Source organism: Phaeobacter italicus (assembly GCF_001258055.1).
GTDB lineage: Bacteria > Pseudomonadota > Alphaproteobacteria > Rhodobacterales > Rhodobacteraceae > Phaeobacter > Phaeobacter italicus.
The window spans coordinates 17306-34148 of the sequence record NZ_CVRM01000033.1; the positions used below are offsets into that span (position 1 = coordinate 17306).

Below are 16843 nucleotides of genomic sequence, written 5' to 3' on the forward strand. Positions count from 1 at the left end.
CTATCAGGCCAGCCAGCACTTGTGGGACCACTTGCCCGACATCACGTCGCCGGTCGGGTCCGCAACCCAGCCCTGGACCTTGTTGCTGGTGGCATCGATGAAGTCGTTGAACATCGGGCAGATCAAGCCGCCATTGTCGCGGACCAGCATGCCCATCTGGCTGTAGAGAGCTTTGCGCTTGGCTTCATCCAGCTCACCGCGGGCCTGCAGCAGCAGCGCATCAAAGTCTTCACGCTTGAAGCGGGTGTCGTTCCAGTCTGCAGTCGACAGATAGGCGGTCGAATACATCTGGTCCTGCACCGGACGGCCACCCCAGTAGGAGGCGCAGAACGGCTGTGCGTTCCAAACTTCGGACCAGTAGCCGTCACCCGGCTCGCGCTTCAGCTCCAGCGGGATGCCAGCGGCATTTGCGGACTGCTGGAACAGCTGGGCGGCATCGATCGCACCCGGGAAGGCAACGTCAGAGACGCGCAGGATGATCGGGCTGCCGTCATGGCCGGACTTCTTATAGTGCTCCGCCGCTTTGGCCGGATCGTACTCGCGCTGCGGGATGCTTTCGTCAAACAGCGGATAGGCTGCGTTGATTGGCATGTCGTTGCCGACGGAGCCATAGCCGCGCAGAACCTTGTCGACCATTTCCTGACGGTTGATCGCGTATTTCAGCGCCAGACGCAGTTCGTTGTTGTCGAACGGCGCGGTGTCGCAGTGCATGATGAACACATAGTGGCCCGGACCCGCGGTCGAGTGCACGGTGAGGTTGGGCGCGCGGTCAAGCAGACCTGCGACTTTCGGCTCAACACGGTTGGCAATCTGAACCTGGCCAGACTGCAGAGCAGCCATACGGGCGGTTGCATCGTTGATGACAACGATTTCGACTTCGTCAACGTGGCCGCGGGTGTCATCCCAGTAGTTGGGGTTCTTTTTGTAGGCATGGCGCACGCCAGGCTCGTCTGCGACCAGCATGTAGGCGCCGGTGCCAACACCAGCTGCGGGGTTGTCGAAACCGCCATCGGGCTGGATCATCAGGTGATAGTCGGCCATCAGATAGGGAAGGTCGGCGTTTGCGGTGCCCAGTTCGACGATGAAGTTGTCGCCATCGACCTTCATGCCTTCGATGCCGCGCATGATACCAAGCGCACCGGATTTACTGTCTTCGTTGGAGTGGCGCTCCATTGTGCGCATCACGTCTTCGGCCGTCAGTTCCTTGCCGTTGTGGAACTCAACACCCTTGCGGATCTTGAAGGTCCAGGTCTTGGCGTCTGCGCTTGCTTCGACGCTTTCCGCGAGGCGGTTTTCGATGGTGCCGTTCTCGGTCACGTTGACCAGGGTTTCACCGAACTGATTGAGGTTGTGGTAGGGCACCTGGCTTGCTGCCAGCGCCGGATCAAGAGAGTCGGTGCTGCCACCGCCGATCGACGCGAGCTTCAGTGTGCCACCCTTGACCGGGCCTGCGGCCTCGACCGCACGGGTAAACAGGCTACCCGCAACTGCGGCGCTGATGCCGAGCGCTGCCGTCTTACCCATGAACTCCCGCCGGGTCATTTTTCCGGAGGTGACGCTTTGCGTCATATAGTCGAGTTGGTCTTTCATTGCAGTCTCCCTTTTTATGTGCGCCATGCGTGCGGTCACACGCGGCCTGCACTTTTTCTTGAATTGCCATTCAAGGTTTGCGCATTTGATGCGACCTCGCAACCCCATTTAGCGACCTATTTCCGGCCAGCAGGGCGTACACAATCTGCAGAAAACCGAATGCGCGTCGCGTTTTTGAGTATCAAAGTCGCTTTTCGCCATATTGACACGGATCTCAGGGCAATCTTTGCAAAGATGCACCGTCTGAATTGGTCAAAAATTATATGCCGCAAATGGCGAATTTATATGCCCAGGTGCCTTTTCGGACGCGTAGGCACCCGTCATGCGGGAGTTTTGCGGCGGAATCTCGGTTCATGGGTGTCGTTTTTGCCTGATCACACGCCCAGAAGGTTCCAGCGTGGGGGAGGGGAGGTCAGAGCCGCCAATCTGGTCTCAACCAGCAAAATTCGCGTGTGACACCGGGGGGAACACGGGCCGGAAAACTGGGTGCGGTGGATGCGGATCACCCCCAGTCGTCGCTGTCCATCCAGATCGTCACGGGACCGGCATTGACCAGAGAGACCTGCATGTCCGCGCCAAAGCATCCCCAAGCGATGGGAATGCCCAGACTGCCCAGATGCGCGCCAAAATGTTCGTACAAGGCACGCCCACGATCCGGTGCTGCGGCGGTGGAAAAACCGGGCCGGTTGCCGCGCCTCGTGTCCGCGGCGAGGGTGAACTGACTGACCACAAGCGCGCTGCCACCCGTGTCGCGAAGCGCCCGGTTCATCTTGCCTGCGTCATCACGAAAGATGCGAAGCTTGCTGATTTTCTCGGCCATCTTTTCTGCTTGGGCCTCATTGTCACCTTCCATCGCGCAAATGAGGATGAGCAGGCCTTCACCGATCTCTCCGGTGATGGCCTCATCGACAGTCACGGAGGCTCGGCTGACACGTTGGATAAGAGCGCGCATAAGGGGGCTTTCGTCTGTATGGGGGGAGCGGATCAGTCCCGCCAGGTTGCAAATTCTGCCAGATCCGCACGGGTGGTGCGGAACTGGTTGGCCGGATGGTCCGGATCGCCGTAGCCAAAGGACAGCGCACACAGGATATTGCGATCCTCTGGGATCTCGCAGAAGGCGTGCAGCATTGGCGCATAGCTCGCAACAGCGGCCTGCGCGATGGTCGAAACCCCGGCGGCCTGTGCCGCGAGTGTGAACGCGGTGACAAATCCACCACAATCCATCGCGCCATAGGGGCCTAGCTCTTTGGGGGTGCTGAGAATGGCACAATGGGGGGCATCAAAAAGAGAGAAGTTCCGCAGCATCTGCTGGTGCGAGGCAACCCGGTCGCCCTTTTGAACGCCCACCGCCTCATAAAGCGCCCAGCCGCATTCCTGACGGCGGGTTTTATAGGCACCGCTATAGCGTTCCGGAAAAGGCAGATCCGGGGTCGCTCCGGCAGAGGCGATGGTCTCGGCAAGGGCTGTGCGCAACTTGTCGGTGGCCGTGCCGGAAAAAACAGTGACTTCCCAAGGTTGGGCGTTGCACCATGATGGCACCTTTTGGGCGCATCTCAGGATATCCTCGATGACAGCGCGCGGCACGGGATCTGGCCGAAACCCCCGGCAGCTGTGGCGGGCAGACATCAGCGCATCCAGTGCGCTCAGATCAGGCAGGGTGCTCAATTTTCTAGTCCTTTTCCCGGGGGTTATTTGCCGCCAAGCACAGCAATGACGCCGCCGATGATCGCAACAGCAATCACTGCGGCGGCGATTTTCCAGACGGAGTAGGGACGTTCGCCCTGAACCCGGCCAGACTGGCCGTTGACGACAAAGCGATAGGTCTTGCCGCGATACTTGTAGGCGGCCAGCCAGACAGGCAGCAGCACATGTTTGAACGTGATGTCGGAAAAGTCGCTCTCAAGATGGTCGATGCGTTGGCGATCCCCGCCAATATCAAACCGAACGTCGCGCTCGATGACCCGGCGCATTTTCTCATTGGCTTCGCCATAGCCCTCCGGCAATTGCACGGCATAGCCTTCGGCCCGAAACCCGGCGAGATACTGCGGCTGATAGGGTTCCAGCGCCGAAAGATCCCAGGGTTCCAGCGCATCCGTGTTGCGCTTGGGCAGGCTTTTCGAGGCGAGGACCAGCACATCATCAAAGAAACGCTGAACCCGCCCTGACACCGGCTGCCAGCGCACCTTTGCCACGCGGCGCGTCTTGCGTTCGCCATCGATGATCACTGGTTCGTCCACATAGTAGACGGTCCCGCGTTGGCCCCGGTAGCGGGTGCGCGTCTGTGCATCAAAGGTCCAATAGGGCACATAGATCCCGTTCATCCGTCGACCTTTGCGGGCGTATTGCTGCAACCCGTTGGGGGCAAACCACAGACCACCCAGCCAGTCCGACATGGCGTTATGGGCTGCACGTTGGTCAAAGGCAAAAGGAAGGACACCCTTGGGTTTGATATGGCGATGGGTGCCGGTGTCAGTCACCATGGGGGTGGCACAAAACGGGCACTCACCCGCATGGGTGTTCGCGTCAAACTCCACTTGAGCTGCGCAATTGGGACAGCTCAAAACACGCGTTTCTTCCATGTCCGCTTCAGAAAGGCCGGATGTCAGCGCAGTCTGATAATCCAGCTCCCGCAGGCTGCCGCCTTGCCAGGGTCCGGAGCGGATCGTTTCACGGTGTCCGCAATGGTCACAGCTCAGCGTGCCCGCTTCCGGGTCATAGCGATAATCCGCCCCACATTGCTCGCAGGGAAAGCGGTGCTCCTCCACGATCGCGCCTGATGTGGTCTTGGCATCAGCCGGTGGTGGAAAATCAGCGCCGCCGGGCGGTGGTGGGGGGATGTTGGTCACAGTGGATCGCCTCAGAGATACTTGTGGAGCACTTTCGGCACCATGATGCGCAGGGCATTGTCCTTCAACAGAAAATGCCGCCACAAATGGAACACGGCATGCAGCACGATGGCAACCAGCAGCGCGTCAAATGCGATTTCATGCAGCTCTTCTGCCAATCCGTGCAGGCTGCGGCTTCCAATGGCCGGGTTGATCGGAACCACCCCAAAGGCCCGGATTGCAAAAGGGGCAAAAAGGCCCGCAAGAGCGCCGGTCGCCACCATGACCGGCAATCCGATCTGCAGCACCTTGTGATTGAGCAGATGAAACCGCTTTGCCCAGCCCGGCAGCTTTGGGCCTGCACGCCCGGCAAGCCCTTTGCGCAGGTAGACCAGCGTCCAGACCAGAACCACGACGGCAAGAACGAGACCCACACCAGCATGGGTTGCCAGCGCAAGGCCGGGGTTTGTCTGGCTCTCTTCCGGCTCCACCAGAAAGAAATAGAGAATGAGCCCAAGACTCAGCCAGTGGAGCCATTTCAGCGCAGTACGTCGGTTCATCAGCGTGCAGATCCGATCTGGTAAGTCGTGGGCAGCAGTTCGCTGCCCGGTCCGATGGCATGGTGGCCGTTACCCGGCAGGTGGCGGAGGCGGCGGCGGTGGTGGCGGCAGGATCGTAAAGAGCTGTGCCAGCTCGATCACATCTCCTGCACGCTTCCAGCCGTCCTGGCCCGGTGTCCAGACCAGAGTATCGCGGCCAAGCGTCCCTTCGCTCGCCATGCGACCCAGCCGAGCCTTTGAGAATGGGCCGGTGGTCTGGCCGTTTTCGGCGATGTGCCAGACGTGTTCGACGGGGGGAGGCGGTGGAGCAACGGGTGCTGCCTGCGGTGCCGACTGCGTTGCAGCGGGCGCAGTATGGGCGCCCCATGGTCCACTGGCCTGACCCGCAGCTTGCGGGGCGCCACCCTGCAGGGCCTGCCCCATCTGCTGCGCCATCGCCATACCCATGCCCATACCCAAACCAGCGCCCATGCCGCTGTTGGGGGTGCTGGCGGCAGCCTCCATCGCTTCGGCGGCCTTGAACTGGGTGTAGCGGCCAAGGTCGCCTACAATGCCCATCTTGGTGCGCTGGTCCATTGCCTCTTCGACAGCTGGCGGCAGCGAGATGTTTTCGATGTACAATTCCGGGATCGCGATGCCGTATTCGGCAACAGTGGCCGCGATTTCAGCCGCAACCAGTTTGCCCAGATCGGCTGTGTTCGCCGCCATGTCCAGAACCGGGATGCCAGACCCTGCCAGCACCCGGCTGACCTGCTGCACGATGATGTTGCGGATCTGGAAAGAGATCTCGTCCATGGTGAATTCACCATCGGTGCCCACGATCTCGGTCAGGAACCGGGCCGGATCCACCACGCGAATGCTATAGGTGCCAAAGGCCCGCAGGCGCACGGGCCCGAACTCCGGGTCGCGGGCCATGATCGGGTTCTTGGTGCCCCATTTCAGATCATTGAAGCGGGTCGTGTCGACAAAGTAGATCTCTGACTTGAACGGCGATTGAAACGCGTGGTCCCAATGCTGCAAGGTTGTCATGATCGGCATGTTGTTGGTCTCAAGCATGTAGAGACCGGGTGTGAAGACATCGGCGAGCTGGCCTTCGTGAACGAACACGGCCGCCTGGCCCTCGCGCACGGTCAGCTTTGCCCCGTATTTGATCGCATGGCCTTCACGTTCAAAGCGCCACACAAGGGTGTCGTTGGTGTCATCGGTCCAATGAATGACGTCGATGAACTCTCCCTTGAGAAAGTCGAAAATACCCATTGTCTCCATCCTCTTTCGGCGATGCCGGGGCATCTGGGTCGTCTTTTGCGGGGGCCGTTACTTCGGCTCTCCCATAATATCATAGGCAATCTGGCGCACGATCGGCCGGGCTTCAGGCGCGGACATGCCAGGACGCAGACGCGGATCATAGAGGATCTGCAGCAGCTTCTCGTCGTGGCTCGTCAAAAGGGCAAATTCGTCGTCGTCATTAAAGATCGATGGCCGCGCCCGTGGGCTGTCGTTGCGCAGCCCCAGCCCTTGGGCAATTTCCTCATGGATGCAGCTGCGCCGGGCGAGATCGGGATGTTCGGCGCGGATCAGCGCGACACCCCGGCTGTAGGCCGACGGCTCGCTTTGCACCCCGCCTGCGCGCACGAGGCAATAGTAGGTCTGAGGAGGCCGGACAAACACATCCAGATCGCCGCCCGAAATATTGGGCAACACGGTTTTCACCTGCTCTGCAACAAAGGCGCCATCGTCCTGGCTTGCAAACAGCACGAGGAAATTCGTGCGTGCCGGGCTGTTGGTCACAGAGATCGGATGCCCGGTCAGCCGCGCGAGACGGGCGGCATAGGCTTCCAGGGTTGCGCTGTCCTTGGCGCGCTGCTCCGGGCTTACGGAGGGGCCAAAGGCGGCGCGCAGCCGCACCGGACCGCTCCAGCGTCCAAGCGCCCCAGCCGTTCCGCTGGCGCTGCCGTATTCATCGTAAAACGCAATGCGTTCAAAGTTCTCGCGCAGATCGTCGGCATCATAGGGGGTCTCAGGTCCGCCGCCATCGATGCGCATCAACCCGCGTGTCAGCAGATCTTGCTGAAGGGCGGCGTAATACCGGCTGAGCCGCGCGCTTTCTGCCGAGGGTTCTTGCCGCTGCGGCGCGAGGTCAGAAGGCCGGTTTGGCGGAACAAGAGAGGTCCGCTGCCCCATGTCGATACACCCCGCCACCAGCGCGGTTATCGCCAGTGCCGAGGTGGCGCGCCAAAGGTGGCGCAGAGAGGATGGGGCAGGGCCGATCACGCGGTGCCCGGCACAGAGGTGGCTGCCGTATCGCCAAGCCCGTCGCGGCGGGCCTTTGCCGCTGCAAGTGTGTCGCGCAGCTCTGCTTCCATGGCTTTCAGATCTGCCTCTGCAGCGGCACGTTTGGCCTTGCCTTCATCGGCGATCTGCAGGCTTTCCTGAATGGTGCCGATCAGATCCGCATTGGCCTGTTTGACGGCCTCGATATCAAAGACGCCCCGTTCCATTTCCTGACGGATCATCTTGTTGCTGTCCCGCAGGTTTGCGGCGTTGGAGGTCAGCAGCTCGTTTGTCAGATCATTGGCATCGCGCACCGCTGCCGCGGCCTCGGCAGAGCGCTGGATGGTCACAGCCTGCGCCAGCTGGGTTTCCCAAAGCGGCACAGTGTTGACGAGCGTGGAGTTGATCTTGGTCACGAGGGATTTGTCGTTCTCCTGCACCAGGCGGATCGAGGGCAGCGACTGCATCGTGACCTGACGCGTCAGCTTCAGATCGTGCACGCGGCGTTCCAGATCATCGCGTGCGGCCCGCAAATCGCGCAGCTCTTGCGCGCGCATCACCTGATCGGCTTCCGGGGCGGCCTGAACCGCGGCTTCCAGTTCGGGAATCTCTGTGCTGTCCAACTCGGCAATCTTGGCTTCACCCGCGGCAATGTAGAGCGCCAGTTCATCGTAGAACTTCAGCGTTTTCTCATAAAGCAGGTCGAGGGATTTGATATCCTTCAACAGCTGATGTTCATGGCCCAGAAGATTGTCGGTGATCCGATCGATCTGGCCCTGCACATCTTCAAAGCGGGCGGTGAATTTCGCAAAAGGGGCAGCGCGGCCCAACAGCCGCTCCCAAAAGGTCGGCTTGCGGCGGACATCCAGCTCAGAGACGGAAAACCCACGGATCGTGGTCACGATGTCGCGCAGGCTGTCACCGGCAGGGCCTACATCCTTGTTGCGCACATCGCTCAGCATGGCCTGGCTGATCTGCTGCAATTCCGCCTGCGCACCAGAGCCGAAGTTGATGATCGAATTGGTGTCAGCCATGTTGATTTCATCCATCCGGCTGCGGATCTCAGCGCTGGTGGGGGCGTCCGCTGCCTCCAGCGATTGCACCTCCGCCACCGGTTCCGGCAGTTGGATCGCAGCAACTTGGGAAATTTCCTGCGTTTCTTGAGCGGCTTTGTGTTGTGTCGTCTCGGACATGGGCAGGTTCCTTTTCAGTCTCGTGGCGGGTCGCGTGATGTGTCGTCGGCTAAGGTATCAGTTGTGTGTCAGCGGCGGTCCAGATGCACCCCTTCGCGCTGCAACCGGTCCCGCAGCACGTCGATTTCCACCGTAAGATCGGTCCGATCCTCCAGCAGCATCTTGCGGGTTCGGGCCGCAAAGTTCTGCTCCAGATCGGCAAGCAGAGCGAGGTAGTCGTTACGGGCCTTCGCGTCACCGCTGCGCGCGTAGATATCGGCGAACTTGATCGTCGCGTCGCGCGCGCCCATCAGATAGACGGTCAGATAGCGGCGGGCCCCTGTCAGGTCGCGGGGATCGTCCTCTACCGTGCGAAAAAGATCACGCGCAACATCCTGAAAGGCCTCAACGCGGGCTTCGACCTGACGGTCACGCGCCCGCAAGGCCGCATCGGACATGGCAGAGAGGTAGGTTTCCGCCTCATCCACTACACGGGCGACGCGATCGCGCTGAAAGTCGTCGACACCCTCCGTCCCCTTGTTGCGCATGGGGTCGATGCCAAACGCCGCAAGGTGAAGGCCAGTCGCGGCTGCGCCATAAATCACGGTGCTGATGAGATTTGGGTCAACCCGCAACGCAGCCAAAGCAGCGCCGGCACCACACAGGCCTGCAGCAAGGATCTTGCGCGGCAGGGCCGGGCGGCGCGCCACCTTGCGATCATTGTAAGCGGCTTCGGCCCGAAGCCCGTCACGCAGCAGATAGGCACCAGCGGCCCAAGACGCCGCAGCCAACAGCCCAAAGCCGAGGCCCGCCGCATCCGAGATCACCGCCATCAGCACCATGAGCCCCGGCGGCACCATCATCAGGTTCGCGCCGATCCCCACCGGGTCGACCCGTGCATTTCGGAAACTCGCAGAGGAAGAGCGCGGCGCGGCGTTCTGTTCGTCATCATCGCGATGATCGTCGGGGCTGTACTTCCCACCAAAGCGTTTTGCCATGCCGTCAGCCTCCGGCCACAAGGCCGGTTGCCAGGCCAACCATCAGGATCAGCAAGGCCACCAAGGCGAGTTTCTGCACGTCTGTTCCCCCACGTTGAACACTGCAACCAGTTGGAAACTTAGGATATGCAGGGCTCACTTACTAGGGGGAACTCTGTGCCAGGTTGCTCAGGTTGGCTTCTGGCGGCTTGTCGCTTAACGCCGGGGTGGCTTGCCCGGACCCCGGCTGCCCGAGGGGGCAGAGTTGCCGCCACCGCGTTTGCCGCTGTCCGCTCGTCCTGCGCCAAAGGACTTGCCGCTTGGGCGGGCGTTGCCTTTTGGGCCGCTATTGCCGGCCGCTTTGTCGGAAGACCGGGCACCAGGGCGGCCGGTTGGTTTGCCCATCGACTTGCCGCCTGCCTTGGACAGTGGCTTGCCTGTGCCCTTTCCGGTGCCTTTGGCATTGGGCGCAGATCCCGGCCGACCGGTGCGGCCTGCGCCAGCGCGGCTATCGGTGCCGCGATCAGACTGGCCGGATCCTGGCCGGGTGCCGGGCTTGCCTCGCATCGGCCGCTGGCGGGTGCCGGGGCGTTTTGGGCTGTCTTGCTCTTCTTCCGGGGCTGCCAGCCCCAACTGGTCGCGCACAACGCGCGGGCGCAGCTCTTCTACCTCTCCGGGCTTGAGCTGACCCAGCTGAAACGGTCCGTAGGACAACCGCAAAAGGCGGTTAACGCTAAAGCCGATGTCTTCCATTGCGCGGCGAATTTCGCGGTTCTTGCCTTCCCGCAGACCGACCGTCAGCCAGGCATTGGCCCCTTGTTGCCGATCAAGCGTCACGATCATCGGCTGGAATTTCTCTCCCTCAATCACCAGCCCCTTGCGCAGCGGCTCAAAGTCGCTGTCCTGCGGGCGGCCATTGATACGAACACGATAGCGCCGCAACCACCCGGTCGAAGGCAGCTCCAGCTGTCGTTTGATGCCGCCATCATTGGTCAACAGCAGCAGCCCCTCGGAATTGAGATCGAGACGCCCAACAGTCATGACCCGCGGCAGATCTTCGGGCAGATCATCAAAGATGGTCTTGCGGTCCAGTTCATCGCTGGTGGTGGTCACAAGGCCGGCAGGCTTGTGATACAACCAAAGGCGAGGCGGTTCAGGCTCTTCCACCTGTTTTCCATCCACCACGATCCGGTCCTTGCCCACGACGACGTTGAGCGCGGGGCTGTCGATCACCTTGCCGTTCACCTCGACCCGACCGTCGGCGATCATGCGTTCTGCTTCGCGACGCGACGCAAGACCGGCGCGTGACAGCACCTTGGCAATGCGATCGCCGTCTGGGCCGCTGCTGGTGTCATCAGGGGCAGGTGCCGCCTTGCTGCGGGCAGGATTGGATTTGGCCGGGCGCTGGCCCTTGGCAGGGCGAGAGCCCTTGCCGGTGGGAGAGGAAGGTGTTTTGCTCATGTCTCAGGCCATAGATCATTCCGCGCGGTTGCGAAAGCTCCCATTCTGGGGCAGGGAGGGAAGATGCCGTTTCGTTCGCACATGGATGTCGCCCTTTCCGAAGCCCGTGCCGCTGCTGAGCGGGGCGAGGTGCCGGTGGGGGCTGCGCTGATTGCACCGGACGGAACTGTTGTGGCGCAAGCCGGTAACCGCACACGCGAACTGTCCGATCCCACCGCCCACGCAGAGGTACTGGTCATCCGCGAGGCCTGTGCCGCGATCGGCAGTGAACGGCTTAATGGATATGATCTCTACGTCACGCTGGAGCCCTGCGCGATGTGCGCCGCCGCTATCGCCGCCGCCCGTATACGCCGCGTCTACTATGGGGCCTCCGACCCGAAATCCGGTGGCGTTGCCCACGGTGCCTGCGTGTTTTCCCACCCCCAAGCTCATCACGCCCCCGAGGTCTACGAAGGGATCAGCGCAGCCCCCGCCGAACGCCTCCTACGCGATTTTTTCGCCGCAAAGCGAGCAAACGGGTAGTGCTCTTCTTTGAAGGAACGCTGTGGCTTTCGCCTCTTTGACCATGAGTTTTCAAATTCGCTTGCAGGAGATGCCTCGAATATGACCAACGGTTTTCTTGCCCCTGATGGGGCGTTGCGATGTGCGTGGGCCGGGGCAGTTCCAGAGTTTCTGGCCTATCATGACGAGGAATGGGGCTATCCGGTGGGCGACGATCGACGTCTGTTTGAAAAGATCTGCCTTGAGAGCTTTCAGTCCGGGCTGAGCTGGCGGACCATCCTGGCCAAGCGTGAAAATTTTCGCGCAGCGTTCGACCATTTCGACTGGGAGCGGATCGCCCAGTACGACGAAGGCGACGTGGACAGGCTGCTGCAGGACGCGGGGATCATCCGCCACCGGGGCAAGATCGAAGCGGTGATCAACAATGCCCGCCGTGCCGTTGAAATGGTAGAGCAGGAAGGCTCGCTGGCTGCGTTCTTCTGGCGCTATGAGCCCGGCCCGGATGAGCAGGTTCCGCCTCAGACCGTTTCCATCACGCCGCAGTCAACGGCCCTGTCCAAAGAGCTGAAAAAGCGTGGCTGGAAGTTTGTTGGCCCCACCACCGTCTTTGCATTCATGCAGGCGATGGGGTTGGTCAACGATCACGCCGAAGACTGTGTTTGCCGTCGGAAAGCCGCCGCCGCGCGGGCGGCATTTCGCTCTCCGGCGGGGAGGTAAGGCGACGGGTCCTAGAGGTCGATCGCCTGCAATACCTCCGGCTCGATCACATTGACCTCTGGCAGTGCCTTTCTCAGCAGTGCTGCGCTTTGTTCCAGCAAGGGAAAGGTGCGATAGTGGCAGGGGATCAGCGTTTTGAAGTCAAAATAGCGTTTGGCCGCATATGCGGTCTGCTCCATGTCCATGGTAAAATGACCTCCTGCGCTCAGGATGCCGATGTCGGGCTTATAGTAGTCACCAATCCAGTCCATGTCGGCCATCAGCCCGGTGTCGCCGGAAATATAGACGGTTTTTCCCTCGCTCATGAGGATGAAACCCACTTCTGAACCGGCCGGGCGCAACCCCTCTGGGGTGGAAAAGCTGGAGCTGTGCGACGCAGGGACCATTGCCAGGCGCGGCCCGTTCAGATCAACGGTGCCACCTTTGTTGAAGCCGATGGTTTCGACCTCTTCGGTTTCTCCCCAATACCCCATGAGATCATATTGCCCGACCAGGGGCGCGTTCAGCGTGCGCGCCAGTTGCAGCACATCGGCTGCGTGGTCGAAATGTGCGTGGGTCAGCAGAATATGCGTCGCACCAGCCAGCGCGGCGTCATGCTGGTCTTCAGCAAGCATCGGATTGCCGGTTTGCCAAGGGTCGATCAGCAGCACCTGTCCTGCCGTTTCGATCCGGAAACTGCCATGCCCCAGCCAGATGATTTTCATGGTCTGCGCTCCTCGTTCTGTGTTGCGCCAAGTTTCAAGCCCAGGACCCGATGGGGTCCGCTCTTTGCCCAAGCCTATCGCGCTGAGCATAAAAATCCACTCGCAGACGTGGGCGTGGGGGAATTCGCACCGCTTTCCCGCCCCCGCAGGCTTGCGGCGAGAGCGGCGCGGCGGTAAATGCGTCCTAACACGAGATGAGGGTTTCCATGTCGATTGACCAAAGCACTGCCGCCAAGGTGGCCAAACTGGCCCGTATCAAGGTCGAAGAGGATGCGCTGCCTGCGCTGGCCGATGAGTTCAACACCATTCTCGGCTTTATCGAGCAGCTGAACGAAGTGGATGTCGAAGGGGTCGAGCCGATGACCTCGGTGACGCCGCAGCGCCTGAAGCGCCGTGTGGATGAAGTCACCGATGGCAATCAGCAGGACAAGATCCTCGCCAACGCCCCCGATGCCCGCGAAGGGTTTTTTGCCGTGCCCAAGGTGGTTGAATAAGACATGACCGAACTGAACAAACTCACCCTGTCCGACGCCCGTGACGCATTGCGCAAGGGCGATACCACCTCTGTCGAACTGACCGAGGCCTGCCTCAAGGCGATTGACGCCGCAGATGCGCTGAACGCTTTTGTGCACAAGACGCCCGAGATCGCGCTGGAGCGCGCCAAGGCAGCAGATGCCCGTATCCAGGCAGGCGATGCGCCTGCCATGTGTGGCCTGCCCATTGGCATCAAGGATCTGTTCTGCACCAAAGGCGTTGATAGCCAAGCGGCCTCTGGCATCCTGGAAGGGTTCAAGCCCGAATATGAATCCACCGTTTCCCAGCAGCTGCAGGATTCTGGTGCGGTTATGCTCGGCAAGCTGAATATGGACGAATTCGCCATGGGGTCGTCCAACGAGACCTCCGTTTATGGCAATGCCGTCAGCCCCTGGCGGCGCGAAGGCGACGATGCACCGCTCACACCGGGCGGCTCTTCTGGTGGGTCGGCTGCGGCTGTGGCCGCTGATCTGTGCCTTGCGGCAACCGGCACCGACACCGGTGGTTCGATTCGTCAGCCTGCGGCCTTTACGGGCATCACCGGCATCAAACCGACCTACGGGCGCTGCTCGCGCTGGGGTGTTGTGGCCTTTGCCTCCTCGCTGGATCAGGCGGGTCCGATGACCAAATCGGTGCGTGATGCTGCGATGATGCTTGAGGCGATGTGTGGGCATGACCCCAAGGATAGCACCAGTGCCGATCTGGCCGTGCCGAATTTTGAGGCGATGCTGACCGGCGATATCAAAGGCAAGAAAATTGGCATCCCGCGTGAATATCGCATGGATGGCATGCCTGCCGAGATCGAAAAGCTCTGGTCCGAAGGGGCCGAAATGCTGCGCGCTGCCGGTGCGGAAATCGTCGATATCTCCCTGCCGCACACCAAATACGCGCTGCCTGCCTACTATGTGATCGCCCCTGCCGAGGCGTCGTCGAACCTCGCACGTTACGACGGTGTGCGCTACGGTCAGCGTGCCACAGTCGAAGCAGGTGACGGCATCACCGAGATGTACGAGAAAACCCGCGCCGCTGGTTTCGGTCACGAGGTCCAGCGCCGCGTGATGGTGGGCACCTATGTGCTCTCCGCTGGCTTCTATGACGCCTATTACAATCGCGCCCGCAAGGTTCGTACCCTGATCAAAAAGGACTTTGAGGATGTCTTTGCCCAGGGCATCGACGCTATCCTGACCCCGGCAACCCCGTCTGCGGCCTTTGGTCTGGGCGAGATGACCGATGCAGATCCGGTTCAGATGTACCTGAACGACGTTTTCACCGTCACCGTGAACCTTGCCGGTTTGCCAGGTGTTTCGGTGCCGACAGGTCTTGATTCCAAAGGTCTGCCGCTGGGTCTGCAGCTGATCGGCCGTCCGTGGGAAGAGGGTGATCTGCTCAATACCGCCTATGCACTGGAAAGCGCGGCCGGTTTTGTAGCAAAACCGGGCCAATGGTGGTAAACCCTGCTCTGAGTTGAGCAGAACCAACAGGGTGTCATCATGCGTCCAATCGCGTCCGTCGTTGCCTTCAGCAGCCTTGCGCTGCTGGCGGCCTGTCAGCCACCGGTCCCGGACAGCGGGGCAGAAGCCGGTTTCGGCTCCAGCCCGTTTGATCCTGCGCCCGGCGTCGGGACAACGATCAATGGTGATCCGCTGGTTCCTCCGGCACGTGTGACGACCGCCCCGCTTGATGCTTCGGTCCAGCCCGCACCGCGCGTGGCTGCCCGCAGCAGCGGGGCAGGCACCCTTGCAACCTCTCCGGCCAGCACCAACAGCAGCGCGGACATCGCTCGCGATGCTGCCGCCGCGATCGAAGCGGCGCGCACCAATTCGGGCGTGGCACCGCTAGAGGCCAGCCCCTCGAACCCGGCGCCGACACTTGTCGGCAATCCAGGCATTTCGGATGAAAACGACTTTGATGCTGTCTCGTCCCGTCAGAGCATCGAAAGCGACGCAGAACGTCTGGCCCGCCAGCGTGCGCAATACGAGGTGGTGACCCCGACCGCGGTTCCCACACGCTCTGGTGAAGAAACGACCAATATCGTGCGATATGCCCTGAGCACGTCGAACCCACGCGGCCAGCGAATCTATTCCCGCTCCGGTATCAATCTGGCTGCGCGTTCTGCCCGAAACTGCGCTGGATTTGCGTCACCGGAACTTGCGCAGATCGCCTTTCTCGAGGCGGGTGGCCCCAAGCGGGACCGCAAGGCGTTGGATCCCGATGGCGACGGATATGCCTGCGGCTGGGATCCCGCCCCTTATCGTCGCGCTGTTCAGAACTGATGACGGTTGATGCGTCGGCTGCGACTTGGCGGCCGAGCCCCAACTATGGGCCACGCAGGGACGGGCTGAGCCCTCATCTGATCGTGATCCACTACACCGCTATGGATAGTGCCGAGGCGGCACTGGAGCGCCTTTGCGATCCAGAGGCCGAGGTCTCGGCCCATTACCTGATCGGCGCTGATGGCACGCTTTGGCAGATGGTGCGCGAGGCAGACAGGGCCTGGCATGCCGGGGCAGGGCAATGGGCGGGGCTCGACGACATCAATTCCCGGTCTATCGGTATTGAGCTGGACAATCGCGGTGACCACCCCTTTGGCGCTGCACAGATGACCCGGCTGGAACAGGTGTTGGGCGGGATCATGGCGCGCTGGTCGATTGCCCCCGATGGGGTGATCGGACATAGCTGCATGGCGCCTGGACGCAAGTTCGACCCCGGCCCACGGTTCGACTGGCCGCGTCTGGCGCGTCAGGGGCTGGCTGCACCAGCAGGGGGGGCGGATATCCCGGAAGAGGGCGCCGCGACGCTGGCAGAGCAGTTCTGCGCGCGTGCCCGTGCCCGTGGTTTTACAGCACCCGTCGATCAGACCACATTGCTAGAGGCCGTGCGGCTGCGCTTTCGCCCGCAGGGGCGCGGTCCTGTATCTGCCGAGGATCTGGCGGTGCTGATGGAGCCCGCGCAGCGCTGACAGCTGTTCGATCCGCAGCACGCGGCTGTGGCGGTGACAATCAGCTTGACCCGCGTCTGGCTTCTCCTTAGGCGTTTGCACGCGCAGAGGGCCGGACGGCCGCGGGAAACCCTCGGGTTTCGTGAGGAAAGTCCGGACTCTACAAAACGACGGTGCCGGGTAATGCCCGGGCAGAGCGATCTGACGGAGAGCGCCACAGAAAACAGACCGCCCGCAGCCATCTGCCTGTCAGATGATCCCTGTGGGTAAGGGTGAAACGGTGGGGTAAGAGCCCACCGCACCCCTGGCAACAGGGGTGGCACGGCAAGCCCCACCGGGAGCAATGCCAAATAGGACCCCCGCGCGGGACGTCACGGCGAAAGCCGCGACCACCGCTAGGCATGTTTTGGCCAAGAGGGGTCGGGTTGGCAGCTGGAGGTGCGCAGCAATGCGCATCCTAGACGAATGGTCGTCGAAGGGGCCTTGGCCCTGGAACAAAATCCGGCTTACAGGCCCTCTGCGCAAAATAACCCGGCGACCCCCCTTGACTCGCAGGGTAGTGCAGGTAAAAGCGCACGCTCATATAGGAATTT

At 61.4% G+C, this 16843-nt stretch carries 17 protein-coding genes and 1 other RNA gene; 7 read left to right on the top strand and 11 right to left on the bottom strand.

The genetic code is table 11. The features are described from left to right. Positions 1-3: 3 nt before the first annotated feature. The 10 genes from NIT7645_RS15025 to NIT7645_RS15070 form a co-directional block, all read right to left on the bottom strand. The gene (locus NIT7645_RS15025) at positions 4-1590 is read right to left on the bottom strand and encodes an ABC transporter substrate-binding protein (protein ID WP_008560285.1); all 1587 of its coding nucleotides are present in this window, start codon (positions 1588-1590) and stop codon (positions 4-6) included. A gap of 502 nt (positions 1591-2092) precedes the next feature. Then, positions 2093-2542 carry a D-aminoacyl-tRNA deacylase gene (dtd, locus tag NIT7645_RS15030; RefSeq protein ID WP_037302199.1) on the bottom strand — a complete coding sequence of 150 codons (450 nt, stop codon included), beginning with the start codon at positions 2540-2542 and terminating at the stop codon, positions 2093-2095. A 32-nt stretch (positions 2543-2574) separates the two neighbouring features. Continuing rightward, complete coding sequence (locus NIT7645_RS15035) at positions 2575-3246, bottom strand: nitroreductase (RefSeq protein WP_370728822.1); 672 nt, start codon at positions 3244-3246, stop codon at positions 2575-2577. 32 nt (positions 3247-3278) lie between these two features. Then, the gene (locus tag NIT7645_RS15040; RefSeq protein ID WP_008561550.1) at positions 3279-4436 is read right to left on the bottom strand and encodes a TFIIB-type zinc ribbon-containing protein; all 1158 of its coding nucleotides are present in this window, start codon (positions 4434-4436) and stop codon (positions 3279-3281) included. Between the two features lie 11 nt (positions 4437-4447). Next, positions 4448-4975, bottom strand: coding sequence for a cytochrome b/b6 domain-containing protein (locus NIT7645_RS15045; protein ID WP_050687458.1), 528 nt, complete (start codon positions 4973-4975; stop codon positions 4448-4450). Positions 4976-5044: 69 nt separating this feature from the next. Next, positions 5045-6232 carry an SPFH domain-containing protein gene (locus tag NIT7645_RS15050; RefSeq protein WP_008559156.1) on the bottom strand — a complete coding sequence of 396 codons (1188 nt, stop codon included), beginning with the start codon at positions 6230-6232 and terminating at the stop codon, positions 5045-5047. Positions 6233-6289: 57 nt separating this feature from the next. Beyond that, positions 6290-7246, bottom strand: coding sequence for a DUF2927 domain-containing protein (locus NIT7645_RS15055; protein WP_008559506.1), 957 nt, complete (start codon positions 7244-7246; stop codon positions 6290-6292). After that, entirely contained in the window at positions 7243-8439 is a 1197-nt protein-coding gene (locus NIT7645_RS15060; protein ID WP_008561268.1) for a toxic anion resistance protein, read from the bottom strand. Before NIT7645_RS15060 ends, NIT7645_RS15055 begins: the two co-directional genes overlap by 4 nt. A 68-nt stretch (positions 8440-8507) precedes the next feature. After that, positions 8508-9416: a 5-bromo-4-chloroindolyl phosphate hydrolysis family protein gene (locus NIT7645_RS15065; protein ID WP_008562273.1), complete on the bottom strand. Its 909-nt coding sequence runs from the start codon at positions 9414-9416 to the stop codon at positions 8508-8510. A 195-nt stretch (positions 9417-9611) separates the two neighbouring features. Continuing rightward, entirely contained in the window at positions 9612-10856 is a 1245-nt protein-coding gene (locus tag NIT7645_RS15070) for a pseudouridine synthase (RefSeq protein WP_008558709.1), read from the bottom strand. 63 nt (positions 10857-10919) lie between these two features. Here NIT7645_RS15070 and NIT7645_RS15075 point away from each other — a divergent pair, with 63 nt between their 5' ends. Further along, positions 10920-11378: a nucleoside deaminase gene (locus tag NIT7645_RS15075; protein WP_008559562.1), complete on the top strand. Its 459-nt coding sequence runs from the start codon at positions 10920-10922 to the stop codon at positions 11376-11378. 81 nt (positions 11379-11459) lie between these two features. Next, entirely contained in the window at positions 11460-12074 is a 615-nt protein-coding gene (locus NIT7645_RS15080; RefSeq protein ID WP_037302744.1) for a DNA-3-methyladenine glycosylase I, read from the top strand. Positions 12075-12085: 11 nt separating this feature from the next. Here the strand turns inward: NIT7645_RS15080 and NIT7645_RS15085 are convergent, their stop codons facing one another. Further along, positions 12086-12778 carry a metal-dependent hydrolase gene (locus NIT7645_RS15085; RefSeq protein WP_050687459.1) on the bottom strand — a complete coding sequence of 231 codons (693 nt, stop codon included), beginning with the start codon at positions 12776-12778 and terminating at the stop codon, positions 12086-12088. Positions 12779-12984: 206 nt separating this feature from the next. Here NIT7645_RS15085 and gatC point away from each other — a divergent pair, with 206 nt between their 5' ends. The 5 genes from gatC to rnpB all read left to right on the top strand — a co-directional run bounded on the left by gatC (position 12985) and on the right by rnpB (position 16775). Continuing rightward, a complete protein-coding gene (gatC, locus tag NIT7645_RS15090) occupies positions 12985-13272 on the top strand; it encodes an Asp-tRNA(Asn)/Glu-tRNA(Gln) amidotransferase subunit GatC (protein ID WP_008561736.1) in 288 nt (95 codons plus the stop codon). 3 nt (positions 13273-13275) lie between these two features. Continuing rightward, positions 13276-14763: an Asp-tRNA(Asn)/Glu-tRNA(Gln) amidotransferase subunit GatA gene (gene gatA / locus NIT7645_RS15095; protein WP_050687461.1), complete on the top strand. Its 1488-nt coding sequence runs from the start codon at positions 13276-13278 to the stop codon at positions 14761-14763. A 39-nt stretch (positions 14764-14802) separates the two neighbouring features. Next, positions 14803-15585: a hypothetical protein gene (locus tag NIT7645_RS15100; RefSeq protein WP_008558801.1), complete on the top strand. Its 783-nt coding sequence runs from the start codon at positions 14803-14805 to the stop codon at positions 15583-15585. Continuing rightward, positions 15585-16271, top strand: a complete 687-nt coding sequence (locus NIT7645_RS15105; RefSeq protein WP_008558717.1) for an N-acetylmuramoyl-L-alanine amidase — start codon at positions 15585-15587, stop codon at positions 16269-16271. The genes NIT7645_RS15100 and NIT7645_RS15105 overlap by 1 nt, the downstream gene beginning before the upstream one ends. Before the next feature lie 83 nt (positions 16272-16354). Further along, positions 16355-16775: RNase P RNA component class A (rnpB, locus tag NIT7645_RS16225), an RNA gene on the top strand. Positions 16776-16843: the final 68 nt, after the last annotated feature.